Source organism: Mesorhizobium sp. RSR565B (assembly GCF_054719465.1).
Window position 1 is genome coordinate 4,685,175 of sequence record NZ_JBTTIE010000001.1, and the last position, 20,274, is coordinate 4,705,448.

Consider the following 20,274-nt stretch of genomic DNA (forward strand, 5'->3'; position numbering starts at 1 on the left):
GGCCGTGCTGTTCGAGCCACCAGCCCGGAATGCCAGTGACCGGCCCGACGATGGTCAGTGAAGGTTCGGGCCGGCGCCCTCCCGTCAAATCGCTCTAGCTACTTCTCCGACACGCCAGCCTCGGCAAAACTCGCCATCCTCGCATGGCATTCCAGTGCCGAGCGGACGATGTTGACGGCGAGGCAGGCGCCCGAGCCTTCGCCGAGCCGCATGCCGAGGTCGAGCAGCGGCGGCAGGCCGAGCGCTTCGAGCAGGCGGCGGTGGCCGGATTCGGCCGAGACATGGGCGGCGATGGTGTGGGCAAGGCCGTTGGGGTGCAGCCGCGCCAGGGGTGCTGCGGCGGCCGTGCAGACGAAGCCGTCGAGCAGCACCGGGACGTTCTTGCGGCGGGCGGCGAGCGTGGCGCCGAAGATGGCGGCGAGTTCGCGGCCGCCAAGGGCGGCGGCGATCTTCAGCGGGTCGGACAGCGCGTCGGCATGGCGCTTGAGGCCGGATTCAATGGCGGTGACCTTGCGCTTCAGCCCGGCATCGTCGACGCCGGTGCCGCGCCCGGTCCATTTTTCAGCGCCGCCGCCGAACAGGGCGGTCGAGATGGCGGCCGCCGGCGTGGTGTTGCCGATGCCCATCTCGCCGAAACAGACGAGGTCGAGGTCGTTCGTCACCGCGTCATAGCCAGCCGAGACGGCGGCGAGGAAGTTTTTTTCGTCCATTGCCGGCACGTCAGTGAAGTCGCCTGTCGGATGATCGAGATCGAGCGGGATGACGTCGAGTTCCGCGCCGGCGATGCGGGCAAGCTGGTTGATGGCGGCGCCGCCGCCGGCAAAATTCGCCACCATCTGCACGGTCACTTCCGACGGGAAGGCCGACACGCCCTGCGCGGTGACGCCGTGATTGCCGGCGAACACGAAGACTTTGACGCGATCGAGTTTCGGCATGTCGCGGCCCTGCCAGCGTGCCAGCCAGGCGGCGAGGGTTTCCAGCCGGCCCAGGCTGCCTTGCGGCTTCGTCAGCGTGTCCTGGCGGCGGGCGACTGCATTGGCGGCGGTATCGCTGCCGGCAGGCAGATCGAAACAGGCGGCGCGCAGTTCATCGAATGATTTGAAGGGCATGGGGAAGGAATCTCCGGGGAAGAATCAGGACAGGGAAATGGAAGCGACGAGCAGGACCGTGATCTCGCCCAGCTGCTGCAGGGCGCCGATCGTGTCACCGGTGTGGCCGCCGATCTGGTTGAGGGAGAGCGCGCGCAAGGCGCTGAACACGAGAGCGAGCAGGATCAGTGCGGCACAGGCGCCGCCGAGCCCCAGCGTCAGAAGGGGGATGGCGCCGAGCACGGCGCCGAGAACAGCTGTCTGGGCCGAGACGGTCCCGGCGCCGGCAGACAGGCCGTCACTGCGCGCCGCCGGCGCCAGATGCATGAACGCGCCGAGCAGGCCGCGCGATGCGGCGTGTGCGGCGATCAGCGCGAAGAGCACGCTTGTCGGATTGGCCAGTTGCGACAGCGCGCTCCAGCGGATGAGCATCGACAGGCCAAGAGCTGCTGCGCCATAGGCGCCGATGCGGCTGTCGCGCATGATCTCCAGTTTTTTATCGCGCGTCTTGCCGCCGCCAAAACCGTCGGCGACATCCGACAGCCCGTCCTCATGCAGGCAGCCCGTGGCGAGCAGGGTTGCTGCAAACGCAAGGGCTGCTGCCGGGCCGGGGGCAAGGCCGAGCTGTACGCCCGCTGCGTAGACGACAGCACCAACCACAGCGATGGCGAGGCCGGCGACAGGCGCCGCCCAGATCGCATCGGCCAGGCTGCGGCCACGAAAGTCGAAGACCGGCAGCGGCAGCCGGGTGAAGAAGACGAGGCAAAGCGCGACGTCCTCGAGCCCTTGCCGGGGCGAGGGCACGGCGGTCATGCACTCCTCGCAATGGCATGAAAGAAGGTGCCGCTGACATGGCCGCGCCGGTAGCCGGAGGCGCCGAGTGGATTGCCCTGGCCATCGGCTAGGTCGGCCAGCGGCTCGTCATTGCCGGTCGCAATCATCTGCGCATAGTGGAATTCATGGCCACGGATCAGCGCGCCTTGCGGCCCCAGCGGACAGGCGACGCGCAGGCGTGCCTCGCGGTAGCCGAGGTTCATCTTGCGCTTGGCAAAGCTGGTGGAATGGCCGAGCAGGCCAAGCATGGCGTGCGTCTCGCCGGCCGCGTCCTCCAGCGCTTCGCCCAGCACCATGAAGCCGCCGCACTCGCCATGGATCGGCTTGGTCTCGGCAAACCTGGCCATGCCAGCTCGGAAATTGGTCGCCGCCGCGAGGCTGCCGGAGTGGAGCTCGGGATAGCCGCCGGGCAGCCAGCAGACATCGCAATTCTGCACCGGTGCTTCGTCGGCTAGCGGCGAGAACGGCACGATCTCGGCGCCGGCCTGACGCCAGTGGGCGGCGACGTGCGGATAGAGGAAGGTGAAGGCGGCGTCTTCGGCGAGCGCGATTCGTTGGCCGGGCGGCTGCAAGGCATGTTCGAAACTGCCTGATGCCGGCGAAAACGGCGCGGCCAGCGCCATGATGGCGTCAAGGTCGAGGGATTTCTCGACCATGTCGGCGAGGCGGTCGAGATGCGTCATCAGGTCGGCATATTCGCCGGCCTGGACGAGGCCGAGATGGCGCTCCGGCAAATTGAGCGTGGGATCGCGCAGGATGGCGCCGACGACCGGCAGGCCGAGCGTTTCGATCGCCTCGCTGCACAGCTTGCGGTGGCGCTCGCTGCCGAGACGGTTGAGCACGATTCCGGCCATGCGCACATCCGGGTCGTAGGTGGCAAAACCCTTGGCGACGGCGGCCGCCGTCGTCGACTGTCCCGAGACGTCGAGCACCAAAAGCACCGGCAGGTGGTAGAGCCGCGCCAGATCGGCGGCCGAGCCGGTGCGGCCTTGTCCGGCCGGGATGCCGTCGAACAGGCCCATCGCGCTTTCGAGGAAGATAAAATCGGCATCCTCGGTGGCATTGCCGGCCAACGCGTTGAGCAGGTCAGGCGACATCGCCCAGCTGTCCAGGTTGACGCCGGACAGACCGGTTGCGGCGGTATGAAAACCCGGATCGATATAGTCGGGGCCGGACTTGGCGCCGCGCACCTTGATGCCGCGCCGGGCGAGCGCGCGCAAAATGCCGATGGTGACGCTGGTCTTGCCGGAGCCGGAACGCGGCGCGCCGATGATGATGGCGCGGGTCATGCGTTACCCGCCAGTGCTGCGCGCATGGCGACGATGCCGCCGACGACAATGAGGGCCGGCGAGGCCAATTCCGCCGCGGCGGCCGCTTCGGAAATGGTGGCGAGTGTCGCGACGACGGTCCGCTCCTGCGGTGTCGTCGCCGAAACGATGACAGCCGCCGGCGTCGACGGCGCCAGCCCGCCTTCGAGCAGCGACGCGGCGATAACAGGCAGATTGGCCATGCCCATATAGATGACCACCGGCTGGCCGGTGCGGGCGATCGCGCCCCAGTCGAGATCGTCATCTGTGCCGGCGGCATGACCTGTCGCCAGGATGATCGCCTTGTTGATGCCGCGCATGGTTGCGGGAATGCCGGTGGCGGCCAGCGCGCTCAGCCCCGATGTCAGGCCGGGCAGGACGCGGAACGGGATTTTTTCGCGCGCCAGCGCCAGCGCCTCTTCGCCGCCACGGCCGAAAATATAGGGATCGCCACCCTTCAGCCTGATGACGCGGCGGCCATCGCGCGCCAGCCGCACCAGCAGAGCGGTGATGTCGTCCTGCTTCATCGACGGCTTGCCGCCGCGCTTTCCCGCAAAGAACAGTTCGGCCTTTTCCGCGACAGCGACGACGTCGGGCGAGACCAGCGCGTCGTAGACCAGCGCATCTGCCTCGGCTAAAGCCGCCAGCACTTCCAGCGTCAGGCAGCCGGGATCGCCGGGGCCGGCGCCGGCCAGCCAGACATGGCCCGGCTCAAGCCGGCGCGGCTTGAAGTTCAGCCGGGCAAGGGCCTGTTCGAGCGTGGTGTTTTCGCTTTTACCGCTCACAATCCGTCCCGTCCCCGGAAACGCCGCTGATAGTGGGCGTCGTACAATGAACTCTCGTCAAAACCTTCCGCTGCCAGCGAGCGGCCGACGAAGATGATCGCCGTGCGCTCCATCGGGTCGGCGGCGAGCAGTGCCTCGATCGTGGCGAGCGTGCCGGTCAGCACGCGCTCGTCCGGCCATGAAGCGCGAAAGACGATCGCCACCGGGCAATCGCCGCCATAATGCGGCGACAATTCGGCGACGACGCGATCGATGGCGTGGATGGCGAGATGAATGGCCAGCGTCGCGCCGGTGCGGCCGAAGCCGGCCAGCGTTTCGCCCGGCGGCATTTTCGAGGCGCGGCCGGAGACGCGGGTCAGCACCAGGCTTTGCGCCACCTCGGGAATGGTCAGTTCGCGGCGAAGGGCTGCGGCTGCGGCGGCGAAAGAGGGAACGCCCGGCGTCAGCGTGTAAGGAATGCCGTGTTTTTCCAGCCGGCGGATCTGCTCGGCCACGGCGCTCCACACCGAGAGGTCGCCGGAATGCAGGCGGGCGACATCGTGGCCGGCCTGGTGGGCTGTCACATATTCGACCTCGATTTCGTCGAGTGACATCGGCGCCGTATCGATCAGTTTGGTCCCCGGTGCGCAGTGTTGCAGCAATTCCGGCGCGACGATCGAGCCGGCATGCAGACAGACCGGGCAGCTTGCCAGCAGCTTGGCGCCGCGCAGTGTGATGAGGTCGGCGGCGCCGGGACCGGCGCCGATGAAATGCACGGTCATGGCGCGTCTCCGCTGATGGCGATGGCGCAGGTGACCGGGCCGAGCACGGTGCGTGGACCAAGCAGCTTTGCACCGGGGCCGGCAACGGCAAGGGCGGAGGCTTCTGAGACGGAGGGTGTGCCGGCGAGATCCTGCGAGAGATCGGATTTGCTGAGTGCCTCCGACGAGACGGCCTGAAGTGCTGCGTCATCAACGATGATGACGGGAAGGTTGAGCGTGCGGCCAGCGGCAGAGATCGCTTCTTCGTCTTTCTTGAGCGCGGCGGTCGCCAAGGCCGACAGCGCCGTTATCGCCAGCCCGTGCGCTTCGAGGGCGGTTTCGATCGCCGCGAGCACGTCTTCGACGCTCACGCCCTTCCGGCTGCCGATGCCCGCCACCATCATGGCTTCACCCAGCTCCACTGGGTGACCGGCATGGCCGGGCGCCAGGCCTGCATCGAACCGACAGGAGAAGCGCGGGAAATGGTGATGCGGGTAAGGTCGCCGCCGCGCTTGATGTGCTCCGCGAGAAGCAGCGCCTCCATCTCCAGCGTCACCGCATTGGCAACGAGACGGCCACGGGATGGCAGCGCCTTGATGGCGGCGTTCACCACGCCGGCGTCGCTGCCACCTCCGCCGATGAAGATCGCATCCGGCGTGTCCAGCCCGGCCAGTGCCTTGGGCGCCGACCCTTCCACCACGACAAGACCGGGCACGCCGCAATGCGCGGCGTTGCGGACGATGCGGGCGGCGCGGTCGCTGTTGGCCTCGATGGCGATGGCGCGCGTCGAGGGGTGAGCGAGCATCCATTCGATGCCGATGGAGCCGGAACCGGCGCCGATGTCCCACAGCAATTCGCCACGCCTCGGCGCCAGCGCCGCAAGCGTGATGGCGCGGATGTCGTGCTTGGTGATCTGGCCGTCGTGCTCGAACAGATGGTCGGCGCGGCCAACGGTCAGCGGCAGGATGCGGGCCTCTTGTGTCGATTCAAGCTCAAGCGCCAGCACGTTGAGCGGATTGATGTCTCTGAGATCGAAAGCGTCGGCACGTGCCGAGCGAAGCTTCTCGTTCGGTCCGCCCAGCGCTTCCAGAACGGTCAGCCGCGAACCGCCGAAGTCGAGCTCTACGAGCAGGCGCGCTATTGTCGCTGGTGCGTCGCCGTCCGATGTCAGCGCCAGGATGCGCGCCCTGGGATGCAGCAGCGGCCGGATCAGGTCGAGCGGCCTTCCATGCAGCGAGATCGTCTCGATGTCCTGCAACGCCCAGCCGAGCCGGGCGGCAGCCAGCGAAATCGCCGATGGCGCGGGGATGACATGCATCTCTTCAGGCTTGACCTTGCGGGCAAGGGTGGCGCCGACCCCGTGGAAGAACGGATCACCGGAGGCGAGCACGCAGACGCGCCGGCCGGCCAGCGCCAGCACGTCTGCCATGCCGGCATCGAATGGCACCGGCCATGGGCGCTGCTCACCCTTGATGAGCGAAGCCACCAGCGCCAGATGCCGCTTGCCGCCGAAGACGGTCTCGGCGTCAACGATCTGCCGCTTGGCCTCGTCGCCGAGACTCGCTAAACCGTCCTCGCCGATGCCGACGATTGTAAGCCATTTTGGCGTGGGCTGTTTTTTTGACATGTCGCGCCGCCCCTCATCCGCCTGAGGCGTTCGTCGTTCGAAAAGTCAAGCAATTGACTTTTCGTCTGCCAGCCAGACCACTCCTCACCTCCCCGTGTAGTGACGGGGAGAAGGGAGAAGCTCCGGCGCTGACGCCTCCCTCTCCCCGTTCTTCACGGGGAGAGGGTAGGGGTGAGGGGCAGCGCCGACGCTGTTCAACATGGTGCTCATGAAGAAGATTCTGATCCTTGGCGGCACGACAGAAGCGCGCCAATTGGCCGGAAAACTGGTGGAAGATTTCCTTGTCACCCTGTCGCTGGCCGGGCGTACCGAAAGTCCGGTCGCGCAAGGCGTGCCGGTGCGTAGCGGCGGATTTGGCGGCGCCGACGGGCTGGCCGCCTATCTCAAGGAGACGCGAACCGATCTGCTGATCGACGCGACGCATCCCTATGCCGCGCGAATTTCCGCCAATGCGGCGCAAGCCGCGCAAATGACCGGCGTGCCGATCCTTGCTTTGCGCCGCCCTGGCTGGGAGCCAATAGATGGCGACCGCTGGACGCAGGTCGATACGACAGGCGATGCGGTGCACGCGCTTGGATCGCCGCCGCGCCGTGCCTTCCTTGCGCTCGGCCGGCAGGAGGTCGCGGCTTTCGAGGCGGCGCCGCAGCATCATTACCTTGTCCGCAGCGTCGATCCGGTCGAGCCGAAACTGGCGGTGCCGGATGCGACCTACCTGCTGGCGCGTGGGCCGTTTCGCGAGGCGGATGAACGCGCGCTGCTCGAGGAGCACCGCATCGATGTCGTCGTATCCAAGAACAGCGGCGGCGAGGCCACCTACGGCAAGATCGCGGCGGCGCGGGCGCTCGGTATCGAGGTGGTGATGGTGCGCAGGCCCATCCTGCCGGAGGTGCCGTCGGCCGAAACTGTCGAAGCATTGGCCGCGATGATCGATCATGGTCTCGACCCCGTCGCGGAACGCGGTGTGTAGACCAGCGCCGGTTTGTCACCGCGCTTGATGATCCGTGTCTCCGGCGAGCCGATGATGATGCAGGTCGCCATGTCGGCCCTTTCCGCCTCGACATCGGCCAACAGAAAAACCTCGATGCGCTCGTCCGGGCGGCCGGCGGCGCGGCCGAAGATGACCGGCGTGGTGCCGGGCAGGATGGCGCGCAGGCATTCGAAGGCACGGCCGAGCTGCCAGGGGCGCGCCTTGCTGATCGGATTGTAGAGCGCGATGACGAAGCCGGCGCCGGCGGCAGCGAGCAGGCGCAGTTCGATCAGCTCCCACGGCTTCAGATTGTCGGATAGCGAGATGGCGCAGAAATCATGGCCGAGCGGCGCGCCGATGCGGGCGGCAACCGCCAGCATGGCGGTGACGCCGGGCACGACAGTGACATCGACGGTGCGCCATTCGGCCGGACCGGCCTCGATCGCCTCGCAGACGGCGGCCGCCATGGCGAACACGCCGGGATCGCCGCCGGAGACGACGGCGACGTCATGGCCGTCCGCCGCCTTTACCAGCGCGTCCTTGGAGCGGGCGAGTTCCTCGCGATTATCCGAGGCGACGCGGGTTTGATCCGGGCGAAGATCAAGCCGGTCGAGATACGGCTTGTAGCCATAGAAGAACTTTGCCTCGGCGACGGCGCGGCTGGCTTGCGGCGTCACCTGGTCGGCATTGCCGGGCCCAAGGCCGATGACGGTGAGCCGGCCGCTCACGGCGTGCCTCCCATAACGCCAGGCCGGCCGGACCAGCCGGCGACCAGCACGATGGCGAAATAGGGGGCCTTGTCGTCCGGCTTGTCGGCGAGCTTCAACGAAACGCTGCCGGCCATGGTGCCGCGCTCGACATAGACGGCGCGGGTCAGTTTGCCGGTGGCTTCCAGCGCCCGCCTGATCTTGGGCAGGTTGCGGCCGACCTTCATGATGACGGCGGCATCCGTGTCGGCGAGACGGCGTGTCAGCTCGAACTCGCTCATCGTGCCGGGCAAAACCGTCAGGACATCGTCGCCCTGGACGATCGGCACGCCGGTCTGCGACCAGCAGCCCGACATGGCGGTGACGCCGGGGATGACTTCGGTCGGGAAGCGATGGGCGAGGCGGACATGCAGGTGCATGTAGGAGCCGTAGAACAGCGGGTCGCCTTCGGAGAGCACGGCGACCATGCGGCCGGCTTCGAGGTGTTCGGCGACCTTCTCGGCCGACTCCTCGTAGAAATCGGTGATCTGCGAACGGTAGTCGTCGTGATCCTTGTCGATCTCGGTGGTGACGGGGTAGAGCAGCGGCAGTTCCAGCATATCCGGCCGGAAGCGCGCCTCGACGATGGCGCGCGCATTGCTGTTGTTGCCGCGCTTAGCGAAGTAGGCGACGACATCGGCCTCGGCCAGAACGCGCGCGGCCTTCAGCGTCAAGAGCTCGGGGTCGCCAGGCCCCGTGCCGACGCCGACAAGACGGCCTTTTGCCAGATCTTCTTTGACGGCTGCGTTCACAGGCCGGGCCTCGCCAGCGAATTGAGGGCGGCTGCAGTCATGGCGCTGCCGCCAAGCCTGCCGCGCACGATGGCGTAGGGCACGCCGTAGGAGTTTTCAGCCAGCGCATCCTTGGATTCGGCGGCACCGACGAAGCCGACCGGCATGCCGATGATGGCGGCCGGTTTCGGCGCGCCATCGCGCAGCTTTTCCAGGAGATAGAAGAGCGCTGTCGGCGCATTGCCGAGGGCCACGACCGAACCGGCCATGCGTTCGCCCCAGAGGTCGATCGCGGCGGCCGAGCGGGTGTTGCCGATCTGCTTGGCGATGTCGTGCGTGCGCGGGTCGCGCAAGGTGCAGATCACCTCATTGCCGGCCGGCAGCCTGGCGCGGGTGACGCCATGCGAGACCATTTCGGCATCGCAGAAGATCGGTGCGCCGGCCGCCAAAGCGCTGCGGGCGGCGGCGACGAAATCGCTGGAGAAGACAAAATGACTTGATGCTTCGACCTGGCCGCAGGCATGGATCATGCGGATGGCGACGTCGGCTTCCGCCTCGGAGAACCGGGACAGGTCGGCCTCGGCGCGGATGATGGCGAAGGAACGTTCATAGATCGCGTTGCCGTCATGGATGTAGTCGTAGGCGGCCATGCTCATTTCCGTTGTTCAATTTGTCGGTAAGCCTTGGCGATTGCCGCCGGTCCGAGCCTTGTCAGGCAGGCGGCGGCGGTTTCACCTGGATATTGAGCGCTGCGGACCATCGCTGCGACGCGACCGATGCCGCGCGCGGCGTCATAGCCCGGCCTGTAGCCCGCAGGAAGGGCCTTTGCCGTCGCGTTCACGACAAGTCCGGCTCCGTTTTCGCCGCCGACGATTGTTAGCGCGGCAGAGCCGGGGTGAGCGCAGCCCTTGGCGCAGCCGGAAATGTGCAGTGTGAAGTCGAGGATATCAGCGTTTTCGGCGGCGATTGTCTCGGCGATGTCGCGCGTGGCGATGCGGCCGGAGGCACACGCAGGGGTGCCGGGGCAGGCGGCGATGCGGGTGCGCGGGTCGGCGGCGGTGGTGACGAAGCCGAGCGCGGTGGCGGTGGCTTGCAGGAGGTGGTTTGCGGACGATGGTTGGCCGAGGAAAAGCAAGGCGCGGCCGGGGGCGAGGCGGATTTCGGCGACGCCGAGGGACAGGGCGCTTTGGGCGAGGGCGATGAGTTTTTCGGCCGGCATGCTGCCATAGGGGAGGGCTATGCCGAGAGCGGTGGTGTCGTTGGATAAGGGGAAAAGACCGATAGGCCGGCGATCCTGCACACCCCCCTCCGTCCTGCCGGACATCTCCCCCTCAAGGGGGGAGATCGGCAGCTTCGACGCCGGCTTTTCCTTAACAACACCGGAGACTAGTGAAATCATCGGTGAAAGCGTAATCTCCCCCCTTGAGGGGGAGATGTCCGGCAGGACAGAGGGGGGCGCCTCGCGCAAACTTGTCAAACATAGCCAATCGGCAAGAGATGCCAATTGCCTCTCAGACAAATCCTTTGCATGGGCGTCGCGGCCCTTCTCTGCAACCATTCGAAGAGCAGCGACAATGATATCGCGCGCTGCATCGTCCCCAACCGTCGCAAGCAGTCTCGCGCTTTGGCCGTCAACAGCGACAGATACAGTCCACAGAACGCTAGCGCCGTCCCGCACCGCCTTCAGCCTGACATCGGCCGTCACCCCATCCATCGTCAACTGCCCGTCGCCATCGACAACCACCGAAACCTTCGGCCCGAGCCTTGGCGTCAGCCCAGCTTCCTCGACCGCAGCCCTGACCCGCTCAGCCAAAGATCGCGGATCGGCAATCTCCCGCGGATCGATGCCGGCCAGCGGCCCGGTCTCGACCGGCACGCCGGTACGCACTGCAATCCCCAGTGCATCGACCTCCGCCGCCAACAGCACGCCACTTTCCGCCGTCAGGCCGCGTATCTGCAGGCTGCCTCGTGCGGTCACTTCCATGATGCCGTTGCCGCGCTTCAAGGCGGATTTGCAGAGTCCGATCAGCGACTTGGGGGAAAGCCCTCCAGCAACCGGGTTGAGCCGCACCAGCAGGCCATCGCCGGTCTGCATCGGCTCCGAGAGAGCCGGACAGGCGCCGCGGCGCGAGAAGGCGTTCATGCCGCGACCCCGAGCGCCTCGGCCTCGGCGATCAACGCCGCGAGATCGTCGTCTATCGAGTTGCGCAGGGGATGCCAGAGACCGCGCCGGCGCGCCGACAGGAAGCGTTCTGCGATGACTTTGGCTGCGGCCGGGTTTTCGCGCAGGATGAAGGCGCGGACATCGGGAGCACCGACATAGGCATCATGCACGGCCTCGATCAGCGCGCCTGAAATGGCGTGCGTGGTTTCGGCAAAGCCGATGAGGCGATCGACCGTCTCGGCGAATTCCGATGCGCCGCGCGGGCCGTGCCGCATCTGGCCGGCGATGAAACGCGCATTGACGGCTCGCGCCCGCACAACCCGCGACACAGCCTCGCCGACCGAGCGCGGCTTCGGCTTTTGCGGGTCGGTGGTGTCGAGCACGATGACGTCGGCATTTCGGCCCAATGCCGCAAGGGCGGCCGAAAAGCCGCCGATGAAGGCGACATCGGCGGAGCCCTCGAGAATATCGCGGCCGGGATCGTCGCCGGTGTGGACGAGCAGATCGGCCTCGGCGATGCGGGTCTCGAAAGCGCCGGGGGAGGCAATGCCTTCGCTCTTGGCGCCGCCATAGGCATGCGACGTCGCATCGAGATAGGCGCGGCCGATCTCTTCGCGCGCGGCCCAGTCGCCACTCGACAACAGGTCCTCGACGCCGGCGCCATAGGTGCCGGGCGAGGTGCCGAAGATGCGCGGGCCGATCTTGCCATCGGCACGGGTTCTGGCGGCGAGCGGGTTTTCCGAATCGTCCTCGTCGCGCGCGGCAACGGCGTTGGCGGCGGCGTCGATCAGCGCGATCTGGGTCGGGAACATGTCGCGGAACAGACCCGAAATCCGCCAGGTGACATCGACGCGCGGGCGACCGAGCGTGGCCGGCGGCAGCACTTCGATGCCGGTGATGCGGCCGGTGGCCGAATCCCATTGCGGCCGGCAGCCCATAAGCGCCAGGCCTTGCGCGATCTCCTCGCCGCCGGTGCGCAGCGAGGCCGAGCCCCAGAGGTCGATGACCAGCGACCGCGGCCAGTCGCCATGCGACTGCATATAGCCGCGCACGACTTCTTCTGCCGCCGCCTTTCCCAGATCGTAGGCGGTCGGCGTCGGCATGGTGCGCGGGTCGGAGGTGAACAGGTTGCGGCCGGTGGGCAGCACGTCGGAGCGGCCACGCGCCGGTGCGCCCGCCGGACCCGCCTTGATGTGAAGGCCGTCGAGCGCGGCAAGAAGTGCTGCCTTCTCGGCTTCGGCACTTTGCCGGCGCACGGCGTCGGGCTCGTCGTCGGGAGCGCGGCCATAGATGTGCAGGCCGTCCTTGATGGCGAAATCCTTGAGGTCGCAGAGCCAGGCGTCGATGCGGCGCAGCGCCTCGTCGGGCGCGTCGGTTTTGGCGACGCCGGCTTCGGAGGCGAGGCCGGTCTTTTGCGCGGTGTCGACGATCAGCTTGGCCAGACGATCGCGCCGGCGGCGGTCGAGGCCGTCGGCCTGGGCGTATTCGTCGACGAGGCGCTCGAGCTTGTGCTGCTCTTCATCAAGGCCAGCAGCTGCCAGTGGTGGCGGCAGATGGCCAAGCGTGACGGCTGCTATGCGCCGCTTGGCTTGCGCCGCCTCGCCGGGATTGGAGACGATGAAGGGATAGATGACGGGCAGCGAGCCGGTGGCGATCTCGGGGAAGCAGTTTTGTGAGAGCGCAACCGTCTTGCCGGGCAGCCATTCCAGCGTGCCATGGGCGCCGACATGGATGAGAGCATGGATGCGGAGCGATTTGCGCAGCCACAGGCCGAAGGCCAGCAGATCGTGGCGCGGCGGCAGCGTCGGGTCGTGGTAATCGGCGCGCCGGTCGGCCGAGCGGCCACGGTCGGGGGCGAGAGCGACAGTGATGTTGCCGAAGGTGGCGGCGCGGAAGGGGAAGCCGCTCTTACCCTCCCCCTTGTGGGGAGGGTGGCCCGCAGGGCCGGGTGGGGGTGGTGCACCGCTACCCCCACCCCGTTTCGCGCCATCCGCTTCGCGAATGTCGCGAACCGACCCTCCCCACAAGGGGGAGGGTGAAGGAGCGCCCCATGCCGCCTCGACTGCAGCCAGTGCCTCAGCCGGCAAATCCTTTGAGAAGTCCAGATACTCATCCAGCCCCAGCCCACCATCGCTCCGCTCCAACGCGTCCAGCAGCGCACGCGGCGTTTGCGGAATCCCGTCAACGCGATAGCCCTGCTCCTTCAGGTCATGCAGCATGGCCAGCACGCTGGACGGCACATCCAGGCCCACGGCATAGCCAGTGCGGCCGGGCGCACTCGGATAATCCGGAATGAGGATCGCCAACTTACGCGTCGCGCGGGGCGTCTGCTGCAACCGTGTGAACGCCGCTAGCCTGTCCGCCACTTGCGCCACGCGATCCGGTTCCGGCCGGTTTGCAAAGGCGCGGTGGCCGAGCGCGGGGTCGGTCTCGCTCTCGCCCTTGAAGGAAATTGCGCCGGCGAGGATACGGCCGTCGAGTTCGGGCAGCACGACATGCATGGCGAGGTCGGCGGGCGCCAGGCCGCGCTGGTTGTTGTCCCAGACGTAGCGGCGGGTGGTGGCGACGATGACCTGGAAGACAGGCACGCCGGCGCGGTCGAAGAGCGTTTCGACGCCCGGTTCGGCGCCGGAAGCGAAGGCGGTTGCGGTGATGATGGCGGTGGGCTTGAGCGTGGCCAGCGCGGTTCCGACGAAGGCCAGGGAGGTCGGGTCTTTGAGGCTGGAGACGAAGATCGGGATCGGTCTCATGCCGCGCTGGCGGAGTGCATCAAAGAGGGCATCGATTGGCGCGACATCGGCGGCCAGCAGCATCGAGCGGTAGAATAGGATGGGGATGATGGGAAGGTTGATGTTGTCTGCGCCGAGTTCCCGCCCACCCCCCTCTGTCCTGCCGGACATCTCCCCCGCAAGGGGGCAGATTGTGCTCTCATAAATGTTTTCGCCAATCGCAGACCTTGTGGAGATCTCCAAAGGAGCAGGAGAGGAGCCGCCTTTGGTAACGGCTGATCTCCCCCCTTGCGGGGGAGATGTCCGGCAGGACAGAGGGGGGTGTGAAGGAACGCCGACATCGGCAAAATTCAACTTGCCTACGACGCCGCGGCCAGGCTCGTAGTAGCCAGCTTTCGGCACGCTGACCGGCTCAGCCGCCGCCGCATCCTGCCCAGCCAACCCCGCCAGCCGCTGCATCAGCGCTGCCATATTCTCCGGCCCGCCCTCGCGGAAATAGCCCAGCAGGCCGTCCAGCTCCTCGCGCGGCAGCGTCGAGGCTTCGATCAGCCTGAGATCCTCGTCGTGGCTCTCGCCCGGCAGCAGCGCCAGCTTGATGCCGTTCGCACGGGCAGTCGCGGCAAGCTGGTCGCAGCCATAGCGCCACCAGTCGTAGCCGCCGAGGATGCGCACCAAAATCACCTTGGCGTGGCGGGCGACGCTGTCGATCCAGAGGTCCACGGACATGGGATGGCGCAGGTCGCGCAGCGCCGCCAGCCGCATCGACGGCAGGCGGACGGCATCGGCCTTCCAGGCCGCCGCGAGGCCAGCGAGGTCGCTGTCGGTGAAGGACAGCGCCACGATATCCGCCGGCGTCTGCCGGAGATCAACTGGCTCGGCGAGATCGTCGAGCGAGGCGGAGGTCGTGGCGAGTATATGCATCGCGGCTCGTGCCTGAGATCAACCGGCGAGTATACGCTCGATCGCCGGACGGTTCAGCCCCTTCAGGCCAATGACGACGAGACGCGAGCGGCGATCGTCCTCGGCCGTCCAGGCGCGGTCATAGTAATGGTTGACGCGTGGGCCGACGGCCTGCAGCAAAAGCCGCATCGGCTTGCCGCCGACATCGACGAAGCCTTTTACACGCAACACGTTTTCCTGTTCGGCGGCGGTGGCGACACGCTTGGCCAGGTCGTCGGGATTGGCGATCGAGGGGATGTCGACGATGAAGGTGTCGAAATCGTCATGCTCATGATCGAAAGCGCCGTCGTGATGCGACTTGCGGTTCTCGATGTCGTCTTCGACGGCGAGACCGAGGCCAAGCAGCACCGACGGGTCGACCTTGCCATGCGCAGTCGGCACGATTTTTACCGCGCGAGCGGAATGCTCATTGATGATGGCGTTGGCGCGGGCCGAACCGGCTGAATCCATCAAATCGCTTTTCGACAGGATGATCAGGTCGGCGCAGGCGATCTGGTCCTCGAAGACTTCTTCGACCGGATCGTCGTGGTCGAGCGTTTCGTCCTGAGCGCGCTGTGCCTGCAACGCGTCCATGTCGTTGGCGACGCGGCCTTCGGCCAGCGCCGGGCCGTCGACCACGGCGATGACGCCATCGACGGTCACCCGGCTCTTCACGCTTGGCCACTGGAACGCCTGGACCAGCGGCTTGGGCAGAGCGAGGCCCGAGGTCTCGATCAGGATGTGGTCGACCCTCGGTGTCAGCGCGAGGATCTTGTCGAGGGCGGGCACGAAATCGTCGGCGACTGTACAGCAGATGCAGCCATTGGCCAGTTCGACGATGTTTTCCTCGGGGCAGGTGTCGATGCCGCAGCCTTTCAGGATTTCCCCGTCGATGCCGATGTCGCCGAACTCGTTGACGATGATGGCGATGCGCTTGCCGCCGGCATTTTCCAGGAGATGGCGGACCAGCGTCGTCTTGCCGGCGCCGAGGAAGCCTGTAACGACAGTGCAGGGAACACGGGAGAGGTTGGCGGCCGGGTTTGAAGCGTTCATCGTCAGTCCTTCAGCATGTCGAGGTGTGGGATGCGGGCAACGAGGCCGCGCTTGAGGCTATCGGGCCGGCCGCGCCACGGGATGAGGCCGTCGGCCGAAGTCGCGAAGAGCTTTGCGCCGGTAACGAGGTCGGCGCCGCTGGTTGCGGTCAGATCGCCGAAGACATAGCTCCAGCAGCCATCGCGCAGGATCGCGGCGCTGAGGCGGCGCTTGCAATTGCCGAGACATTCGGCGGTGCGGACCCGGATATCGCCGGCAGCGGCGCGGCGTGTGTCCTCAGCCAGCAATTCGCCGGCGCGCGGATGGGCGTCGGAACCGGTCTCATCGCGGCAGGAGGCGCAGACGATGACGGTCACGCCGGGCAGGGCGTCGTTGTCCCCGGACGCAATGTCCGCTGTGCCAGCCGAAAAACTGCTGTTCTGGTCCAAAAACCGTGCTCCTTGCCCGGAAACCCGCCAGGCGATCGGATACTTTGTCTCAGACGGCAGGTCTCCTGGCTCGCGGGTCGTCGCCTTGGTTAGCCGCCTTCCCGGTGTTACCCAGTGGCTTTCGGCCTTGGCTCGTCGCTTACAGTTGCGGGGACAGCCGCGGATTTGGGACCGAAATCCCGCACCGCATTCCCTCTTGGCCCTTGCCGTTGCGGGCAGGGGACCGTCTGCAGCGGATTTAGGCTTTTGCGGGCGGCGGTGTCAACGCACGGCTACGACATGGCGATGTCGGCAGGGGCTGTCATGTCCCGGCTTCCGGCAGTGCCAGGATGACCTGTCGGATAGCTTGATAGCCATCGCTATAGTCCCAGTCATGACCGACAGCCAGATTCTGTCCCTCATGCCAAACCGCGTTGTCCAGAAGGACTTCGGCACTAATCAGCGTGCCCTTCAAGCCTGCCAGAAAGGTCCGGACAAAATGGCTTCCGGGGGGTACCGAAGCTGTGAACAGCTTTTCCAGCTTGGCATAGAATGCTGGATAGCCTGGTGTCAGCGAGCATAGCTCGGTTGTGGCCTGGGAAATGACCGGGCCGCTATAGATTTTCCAGCGGGCATCTTTTCGCCAGATCTTCCAACTGGCGCTGCTTCGCTGCCAAAGCTCTATTTCGGCCTGCATGTTCTCGCAGACGTGTTCGGCCAGTCCCTCAATGGCCACATGGAAAACACCACGGAGAAACTTTTCAAACGCCTGGTTCAGTTCCTGTTCGCGCGTGTCGCCGAAGCCAGCAAAGGATTCAATGACCGGCTGAACATCAAGCAGCGGAGAAAAAATGTAGATTTCCAGGACCAGCCGGTCAGAACTCGTCTCGAACACCTCAGCCTCAAACCGAAGCTGCTTCGATTGGAGCATGACGTCCCTATCTCTGCGGACTGCATCTATTCCATGCGCAATGAGGGCGCCATGGATCATGTCGAGCACTTTGTCCGATGCCATTGCACAACCTACGAGGCTTATTGAGGCGTCTATGACAGACGCTGCAAGGGTTGGCCATCTCTCTCGCTAGCCAATGCCGGCCCCAGATTGCCGGCCGGCGTCACTTCGATGCGCTCAAGGCCAAGCCAGCCCTGCATCTCCTTTAGTTCCTCGAAAAGCTGTGCGGTGGTCTCAGGCGGTGCGCCTGCTTCGGCATAGGCGGCGTGGACGCGTAAGACACTCGCAGGCCGGTCGGCCTTGAGGTCGACGCGGGCGACGATCTTGTCGCCGAGCAAGAAAGGCAGCACGTAATAGCCATATTGCCGCTTGTCGGCCGGGGTGTAGATCTCGATGCGGTAGCGGAAATCGAAGAGACGCTCGGTGCGCGCGCGCTCGAAGACCACCGGATCGAAGGGCGCCAGTAGCGCGCGGGCCTCGATCTTTCGCGGCAGACGGGCGTCCTTATAGAGGTAAGCCGGCTTGTCCCAGCCTTCGACGTTTACCGGCAGCAACTCGCCCATCTCAACCAGTTCCTCCAACCGGCCCTTCATGTCGGCTGGCGACAAGCGGAAATAATCGCGCAGGTCACCCGACGTCGCGATGCCGTGGGCGCGGGCGGAAATGCGCAGCAATTCGCGGTGCGCGTCCTCGGCCGCCGGCACCGGCAGATCGAGGATCGCCTGCGGCAGCACGCGCTCGGGCAGGTCGTAGAAACGCTCGAAGCCACGGCGGTGCGCCGTGGTGATGCGTCCGGCCCAGAACAGCCATTCGAAGGCGTGCTTGGCGTGGCTCCAGCCCCACCAGCCGCCCGAACCTTTCTGGCCTTCCAGTGCCGAAGCGGCAATCGGGCCGCGCTCGGCGACCGCGCGGTAGATCTCTTCGATATAGGCGGCGTGCTCGCGGCCCCATTTGGCGAGGCCGAGATACATTTCGCCGCCTTGCTCGGCCCGCTGCATGCGCCAGCGCATCAGCGGGTAGGTCTCGACCGGCAGGAACGAGGCCTCATGCGCCCAGTATTCGAACACCGTGCGTTTGCGGGTGATGGCCGCATTGTCGAGCAAAGCCAGCGGGTAGGGGCCAAGGCGCGAATAGAGCGGCATATAGTGGGCGCGCACCACGGCGCTGACGGAATCGATCTGCAGCAGGCCGGTGCGCGACAGCACGCGGGCGAGGTGGCGGCGATCGGGCGTGCCGACCGGGCGGGGATCGAGAAATCCTTGCGCGGCGAGCGCGATGCGCCTGGCCGTGGGGAGTGAGATTTTGTCCTTCGTCAAAGTGTCTTGCCTCGAACCATTTTCCCGACTTTAGCCGGCGATTCCGGTCATGCTAGCAGGCAAATGGCGGGAGACGTGTCAGGAGACAAAAGTGGAGTGAAAGATGAAGGAAATCAAACAGGAGGAGATCGGACCAGTTTTTCCCGGCCTGCCGTCCAGCACTGTCTTTTGAACAAGGTTTGACTTGCTTCGCTGAAAGCCGTGCGCTAACCCTCGCCGCGTTGCAGCAAAGGCACCTAAAACGGTTCAGCGGTTAAACTGTCGCGCTTCCGCATTAGGGTTGGTTGCTGTAATCAAAGTGGATTGGCCGCCAACGGAAAGCCGAGCATGAACGTACTCCTCAGTTCATACCTGCCCATCGTCCTCTTCATCGCCGTGGCCGCGGTTGTAGGCCTGGCGCTTATCATCGCGCCGTTCCTGGTGGCTTATCGCAATCCCGATCCGGAGAAGCTTTCCGCCTACGAGTGCGGGTTCAACTCGTTCGACGATGCCCGGATGAAATTCGACATCCGCTTCTACCTGGTGTCGATCCTGTTCATCATCTTCGATCTGGAAGTGGCCTTCCTGTTTCCGTGGGCGGTGTCGTTCTCGAAGATCGGCATGCTCGGTTTCTGGTCGATGATGGTGTTTTTGGCGGTGCTGACCATCGGCTTTGCCTATGAGTGGAAAAAAGGAGCGCTGGAATGGGATTGAACGACAGTTCCGGAACGCTCGTCGCGCCGAAGCCCAAAGGCCTGATCGACCCCAATACCGGACGTCCGGTCGGTTCCGACGATCCGTTCTTCCTCGAGATCAACAATGAACTGGCCGACAAGGGTTTTCTGGTCACCTCGACCGAGGCGCTGATCACCTGGGCACGCAGCGGCTCGCTGATGTTCATGACCTTCGGTCTCGCCTGCTGCGCCGTCGAGATGATCCACACCTCGATGCCGCGCTATGATTCTGAAAGGTTTGGCGTGGCTCCTCGCGCGTCGCCGCGCCAGTCCGACATCATGATCGTGGCGGGAACGCTGACCAACAAGATGGCCCCGGCTTTGCGCAAGGTCTACGACCAGATGCCGGAGCCGCGCTACGTCATCTCGATGGGCTCCTGCGCCAATGGCGGCGGCTATTATCACTATTCCTATTCGGTGGTGCGCGGCTGCGACCGCATCGTGCCGGTCGACATCTATGTGCCCGGCTGCCCGCCAAGCGCCGAAGCGCTGCTCTACGGCATTCTTCTCCTGCAGAAGAAGATCCGCCGCACCGGCACGATCGAACGGTAGACCCATGGCCGCATCCCTGAGCGAACTGTCGACCTATCTCGGCGAAAAGCTGCCGGGCCGCGTCACCGATGCAGTGCTTGCCTATGGCGAACTGACGATCTCGGTTGCTACAGACAATCTGATCGAGGTGGCAAGCTTCCTGCGTGACGATTCGGGCTGCCAGTTCATTTCGATCATCGATATCTGCGGCGCCGACTACCCGTCGCGCGTCAAGCGTTTCGATGTCGTCTATCATCTGCTGTCGCCGAAGCAGAATTTGCGCATCCGCATCAAGTTGCAGGCCGACGAAGAGACGCTGGTGCCGTCGCTCACCGCTGTCTATCCCGGCGCCGACTGGTATGAGCGCGAAGCCTACGATCTCTATGGCGTGCTGTTCTCCGGCCATCCGGACCTGCGCCGCATCCTCACGGATTACGGTTTCGAGGGCCATCCCCTGCGCAAGGACTTCCCGCTGACAGGTTTCGTCGAGGTGCGCTACGACGACGAAGCCAAGCGCGTGATCTACGAGCCGGTGGAATTGAAGCAGGAATTCCGCAATTTCGATTTTCTTTCGCCATGGGAAGGGACGGATTACGTCCTGCCGGGCGATGAGAAGGCGAAACAGTGAGTAGGAAGTAGTGAGTA

20 protein-coding genes and 1 riboswitch are annotated in these 20,274 nt (G+C 65.6%); of the genes, 4 read left to right on the forward strand and 16 right to left on the reverse strand.

The features are described 5' to 3' along the window. Positions 1 to 98: 98 nt before the first annotated feature. The 7 genes from cobT to ACYG9R_RS22505 are packed head-to-tail and all read right to left on the reverse strand — an operon-like array spanning position 99 to position 6,381. The gene (cobT, locus tag ACYG9R_RS22475; protein ID WP_023823122.1) at positions 99 to 1,109 is read right to left on the reverse strand and encodes a nicotinate-nucleotide--dimethylbenzimidazole phosphoribosyltransferase; all 1,011 of its coding nucleotides are present in this window, start codon (positions 1,107 to 1,109) and stop codon (positions 99 to 101) included. 24 nt (positions 1,110 to 1,133) lie between these two features. Further along, entirely contained in the window at positions 1,134 to 1,901 is a 768-nt protein-coding gene (cobS, locus tag ACYG9R_RS22480) for an adenosylcobinamide-GDP ribazoletransferase (protein WP_031199073.1), read from the reverse strand. Continuing rightward, positions 1,898 to 3,211 carry a cobyrinate a,c-diamide synthase gene (locus tag ACYG9R_RS22485; RefSeq protein ID WP_023670839.1) on the reverse strand — a complete coding sequence of 438 codons (1,314 nt, stop codon included), beginning with the start codon at positions 3,209 to 3,211 and terminating at the stop codon, positions 1,898 to 1,900. The genes cobS and ACYG9R_RS22485 overlap by 4 nt, the downstream gene beginning before the upstream one ends. After that, positions 3,208 to 4,014, reverse strand: a complete 807-nt coding sequence (cobA, locus tag ACYG9R_RS22490) for a uroporphyrinogen-III C-methyltransferase (RefSeq protein ID WP_023670838.1) — start codon at positions 4,012 to 4,014, stop codon at positions 3,208 to 3,210. The genes ACYG9R_RS22485 and cobA overlap by 4 nt, the downstream gene beginning before the upstream one ends. Continuing rightward, complete coding sequence (gene cobM / locus ACYG9R_RS22495) at positions 4,011 to 4,775, reverse strand: precorrin-4 C(11)-methyltransferase (protein WP_023670837.1); 765 nt, start codon at positions 4,773 to 4,775, stop codon at positions 4,011 to 4,013. The genes cobA and cobM overlap by 4 nt, the downstream gene beginning before the upstream one ends. After that, on the reverse strand, positions 4,772 to 5,158 hold the full coding sequence (locus tag ACYG9R_RS22500) for a cobalamin biosynthesis protein (protein ID WP_023690940.1): 387 nt from the start codon (positions 5,156 to 5,158) through the stop codon (positions 4,772 to 4,774). Before ACYG9R_RS22500 ends, cobM begins: the two co-directional genes overlap by 4 nt. Further along, positions 5,155 to 6,381, reverse strand: a complete 1,227-nt coding sequence (locus tag ACYG9R_RS22505) for a bifunctional cobalt-precorrin-7 (C(5))-methyltransferase/cobalt-precorrin-6B (C(15))-methyltransferase (RefSeq protein ID WP_023823120.1) — start codon at positions 6,379 to 6,381, stop codon at positions 5,155 to 5,157. The genes ACYG9R_RS22500 and ACYG9R_RS22505 overlap by 4 nt, the downstream gene beginning before the upstream one ends. Before the next feature lie 208 nt (positions 6,382 to 6,589). Between ACYG9R_RS22505 and ACYG9R_RS22510 the strand changes: the two genes are divergently transcribed. Continuing rightward, on the forward strand, positions 6,590 to 7,348 hold the full coding sequence (locus ACYG9R_RS22510) for a cobalt-precorrin-6A reductase (protein WP_032885524.1): 759 nt from the start codon (positions 6,590 to 6,592) through the stop codon (positions 7,346 to 7,348). Here ACYG9R_RS22510 and ACYG9R_RS22515 read toward each other — a convergent pair. The 9 genes from ACYG9R_RS22515 to ACYG9R_RS22555 form a co-directional block, all read right to left on the reverse strand. After that, positions 7,312 to 8,076 carry a precorrin-3B C(17)-methyltransferase gene (locus ACYG9R_RS22515; RefSeq protein WP_023823118.1) on the reverse strand — a complete coding sequence of 255 codons (765 nt, stop codon included), beginning with the start codon at positions 8,074 to 8,076 and terminating at the stop codon, positions 7,312 to 7,314. The genes ACYG9R_RS22510 and ACYG9R_RS22515 overlap by 37 nt on opposite strands. Beyond that, positions 8,073 to 8,846, reverse strand: a complete 774-nt coding sequence (locus ACYG9R_RS22520; RefSeq protein WP_031199068.1) for a precorrin-2 C(20)-methyltransferase — start codon at positions 8,844 to 8,846, stop codon at positions 8,073 to 8,075. Before ACYG9R_RS22520 ends, ACYG9R_RS22515 begins: the two co-directional genes overlap by 4 nt. Then, positions 8,843 to 9,475: a precorrin-8X methylmutase gene (locus ACYG9R_RS22525; RefSeq protein ID WP_023823117.1), complete on the reverse strand. Its 633-nt coding sequence runs from the start codon at positions 9,473 to 9,475 to the stop codon at positions 8,843 to 8,845. Before ACYG9R_RS22525 ends, ACYG9R_RS22520 begins: the two co-directional genes overlap by 4 nt. Before the next feature lie 2 nt (positions 9,476 to 9,477). Next, complete coding sequence (gene cobG / locus ACYG9R_RS22530) at positions 9,478 to 10,968, reverse strand: precorrin-3B synthase (RefSeq protein ID WP_023823116.1); 1,491 nt, start codon at positions 10,966 to 10,968, stop codon at positions 9,478 to 9,480. Further along, entirely contained in the window at positions 10,965 to 14,639 is a 3,675-nt protein-coding gene (cobN, locus tag ACYG9R_RS22535; protein ID WP_352445517.1) for a cobaltochelatase subunit CobN, read from the reverse strand. Before cobN ends, cobG begins: the two co-directional genes overlap by 4 nt. A gap of 18 nt (positions 14,640 to 14,657) precedes the next feature. Beyond that, positions 14,658 to 15,710 (reverse strand): cobalamin biosynthesis protein CobW, encoded by a 1,053-nt coding sequence (cobW, locus tag ACYG9R_RS22540; RefSeq protein WP_023823115.1) that lies wholly within the window; start codon positions 15,708 to 15,710, stop codon positions 14,658 to 14,660. A gap of 2 nt (positions 15,711 to 15,712) precedes the next feature. Further along, the gene (locus tag ACYG9R_RS22545) at positions 15,713 to 16,138 is read right to left on the reverse strand and encodes a DUF1636 family protein (RefSeq protein ID WP_023823114.1); all 426 of its coding nucleotides are present in this window, start codon (positions 16,136 to 16,138) and stop codon (positions 15,713 to 15,715) included. 38 nt (positions 16,139 to 16,176) lie between these two features. After that, a riboswitch (cobalamin riboswitch) is annotated at positions 16,177 to 16,381 on the reverse strand. 58 nt (positions 16,382 to 16,439) lie between these two features. Continuing rightward, positions 16,440 to 17,132, reverse strand: a complete 693-nt coding sequence (locus ACYG9R_RS22550) for a DUF6348 family protein (protein WP_023823113.1) — start codon at positions 17,130 to 17,132, stop codon at positions 16,440 to 16,442. A 29-nt stretch (positions 17,133 to 17,161) separates the two neighbouring features. Beyond that, positions 17,162 to 18,385 (reverse strand): winged helix-turn-helix domain-containing protein, encoded by a 1,224-nt coding sequence (locus ACYG9R_RS22555; RefSeq protein WP_352445513.1) that lies wholly within the window; start codon positions 18,383 to 18,385, stop codon positions 17,162 to 17,164. A gap of 327 nt (positions 18,386 to 18,712) precedes the next feature. Here ACYG9R_RS22555 and ACYG9R_RS22560 point away from each other — a divergent pair, with 327 nt between their 5' ends. Genes ACYG9R_RS22560 through ACYG9R_RS22570 form a run of 3 tightly spaced genes read left to right on the forward strand, consistent with a single transcriptional unit; the run spans position 18,713 to position 20,257 of the window. Next, on the forward strand, positions 18,713 to 19,078 hold the full coding sequence (locus ACYG9R_RS22560; protein ID WP_023670825.1) for an NADH-quinone oxidoreductase subunit A: 366 nt from the start codon (positions 18,713 to 18,715) through the stop codon (positions 19,076 to 19,078). Then, on the forward strand, positions 19,069 to 19,650 hold the full coding sequence (locus ACYG9R_RS22565) for a NuoB/complex I 20 kDa subunit family protein (protein ID WP_023670824.1): 582 nt from the start codon (positions 19,069 to 19,071) through the stop codon (positions 19,648 to 19,650). The genes ACYG9R_RS22560 and ACYG9R_RS22565 overlap by 10 nt, the downstream gene beginning before the upstream one ends. A 4-nt stretch (positions 19,651 to 19,654) precedes the next feature. Next, the gene (locus tag ACYG9R_RS22570; RefSeq protein WP_023823112.1) at positions 19,655 to 20,257 is read left to right on the forward strand and encodes an NADH-quinone oxidoreductase subunit C; all 603 of its coding nucleotides are present in this window, start codon (positions 19,655 to 19,657) and stop codon (positions 20,255 to 20,257) included. Positions 20,258 to 20,274 lie beyond the last annotated feature (17 nt).

What these genes read in the sequence shown, in the direction of transcription:
- cobT (WP_023823122.1), bottom strand. Translation starts at nt 1,109, where the DNA reads ATGCCCTTCAAATCATTCGATGAACTGCGCGCCGCCTGTTTCGATCTG.
- cobS (WP_031199073.1), bottom strand. Translation starts at nt 1,901, where the DNA reads ATGACCGCCGTGCCCTCGCCCCGGCAAGGGCTCGAGGACGTCGCGCTT.
- ACYG9R_RS22485 (WP_023670839.1), bottom strand. Translation starts at nt 3,211, where the DNA reads ATGACCCGCGCCATCATCATCGGCGCGCCGCGTTCCGGCTCCGGCAAG.
- cobM (WP_023670837.1), bottom strand. Translation starts at nt 4,775, where the DNA reads ATGACCGTGCATTTCATCGGCGCCGGTCCCGGCGCCGCCGACCTCATC.
- ACYG9R_RS22500 (WP_023690940.1), bottom strand. Translation starts at nt 5,158, where the DNA reads ATGATGGTGGCGGGCATCGGCAGCCGGAAGGGCGTGAGCGTCGAAGAC.
- ACYG9R_RS22505 (WP_023823120.1), bottom strand. Translation starts at nt 6,381, where the DNA reads ATGTCAAAAAAACAGCCCACGCCAAAATGGCTTACAATCGTCGGCATC.
- ACYG9R_RS22510 (WP_032885524.1), top strand. Translation starts at nt 6,590, where the DNA reads ATGAAGAAGATTCTGATCCTTGGCGGCACGACAGAAGCGCGCCAATTG.
- ACYG9R_RS22525 (WP_023823117.1), bottom strand. Translation starts at nt 9,475, where the DNA reads ATGGCCGCCTACGACTACATCCATGACGGCAACGCGATCTATGAACGT.
- cobG (WP_023823116.1), bottom strand. Translation starts at nt 10,968, where the DNA reads ATGAACGCCTTCTCGCGCCGCGGCGCCTGTCCGGCTCTCTCGGAGCCG.
- cobN (WP_352445517.1), bottom strand. Translation starts at nt 14,639, where the DNA reads ATGCATATACTCGCCACGACCTCCGCCTCGCTCGACGATCTCGCCGAG.
- cobW (WP_023823115.1), bottom strand. Translation starts at nt 15,710, where the DNA reads ATGAACGCTTCAAACCCGGCCGCCAACCTCTCCCGTGTTCCCTGCACT.
- ACYG9R_RS22550 (WP_023823113.1), bottom strand. Translation starts at nt 17,132, where the DNA reads ATGGCATCGGACAAAGTGCTCGACATGATCCATGGCGCCCTCATTGCG.
- ACYG9R_RS22560 (WP_023670825.1), top strand. Translation starts at nt 18,713, where the DNA reads ATGAACGTACTCCTCAGTTCATACCTGCCCATCGTCCTCTTCATCGCC.
- ACYG9R_RS22565 (WP_023670824.1), top strand. Translation starts at nt 19,069, where the DNA reads ATGGGATTGAACGACAGTTCCGGAACGCTCGTCGCGCCGAAGCCCAAA.
- ACYG9R_RS22570 (WP_023823112.1), top strand. Translation starts at nt 19,655, where the DNA reads ATGGCCGCATCCCTGAGCGAACTGTCGACCTATCTCGGCGAAAAGCTG.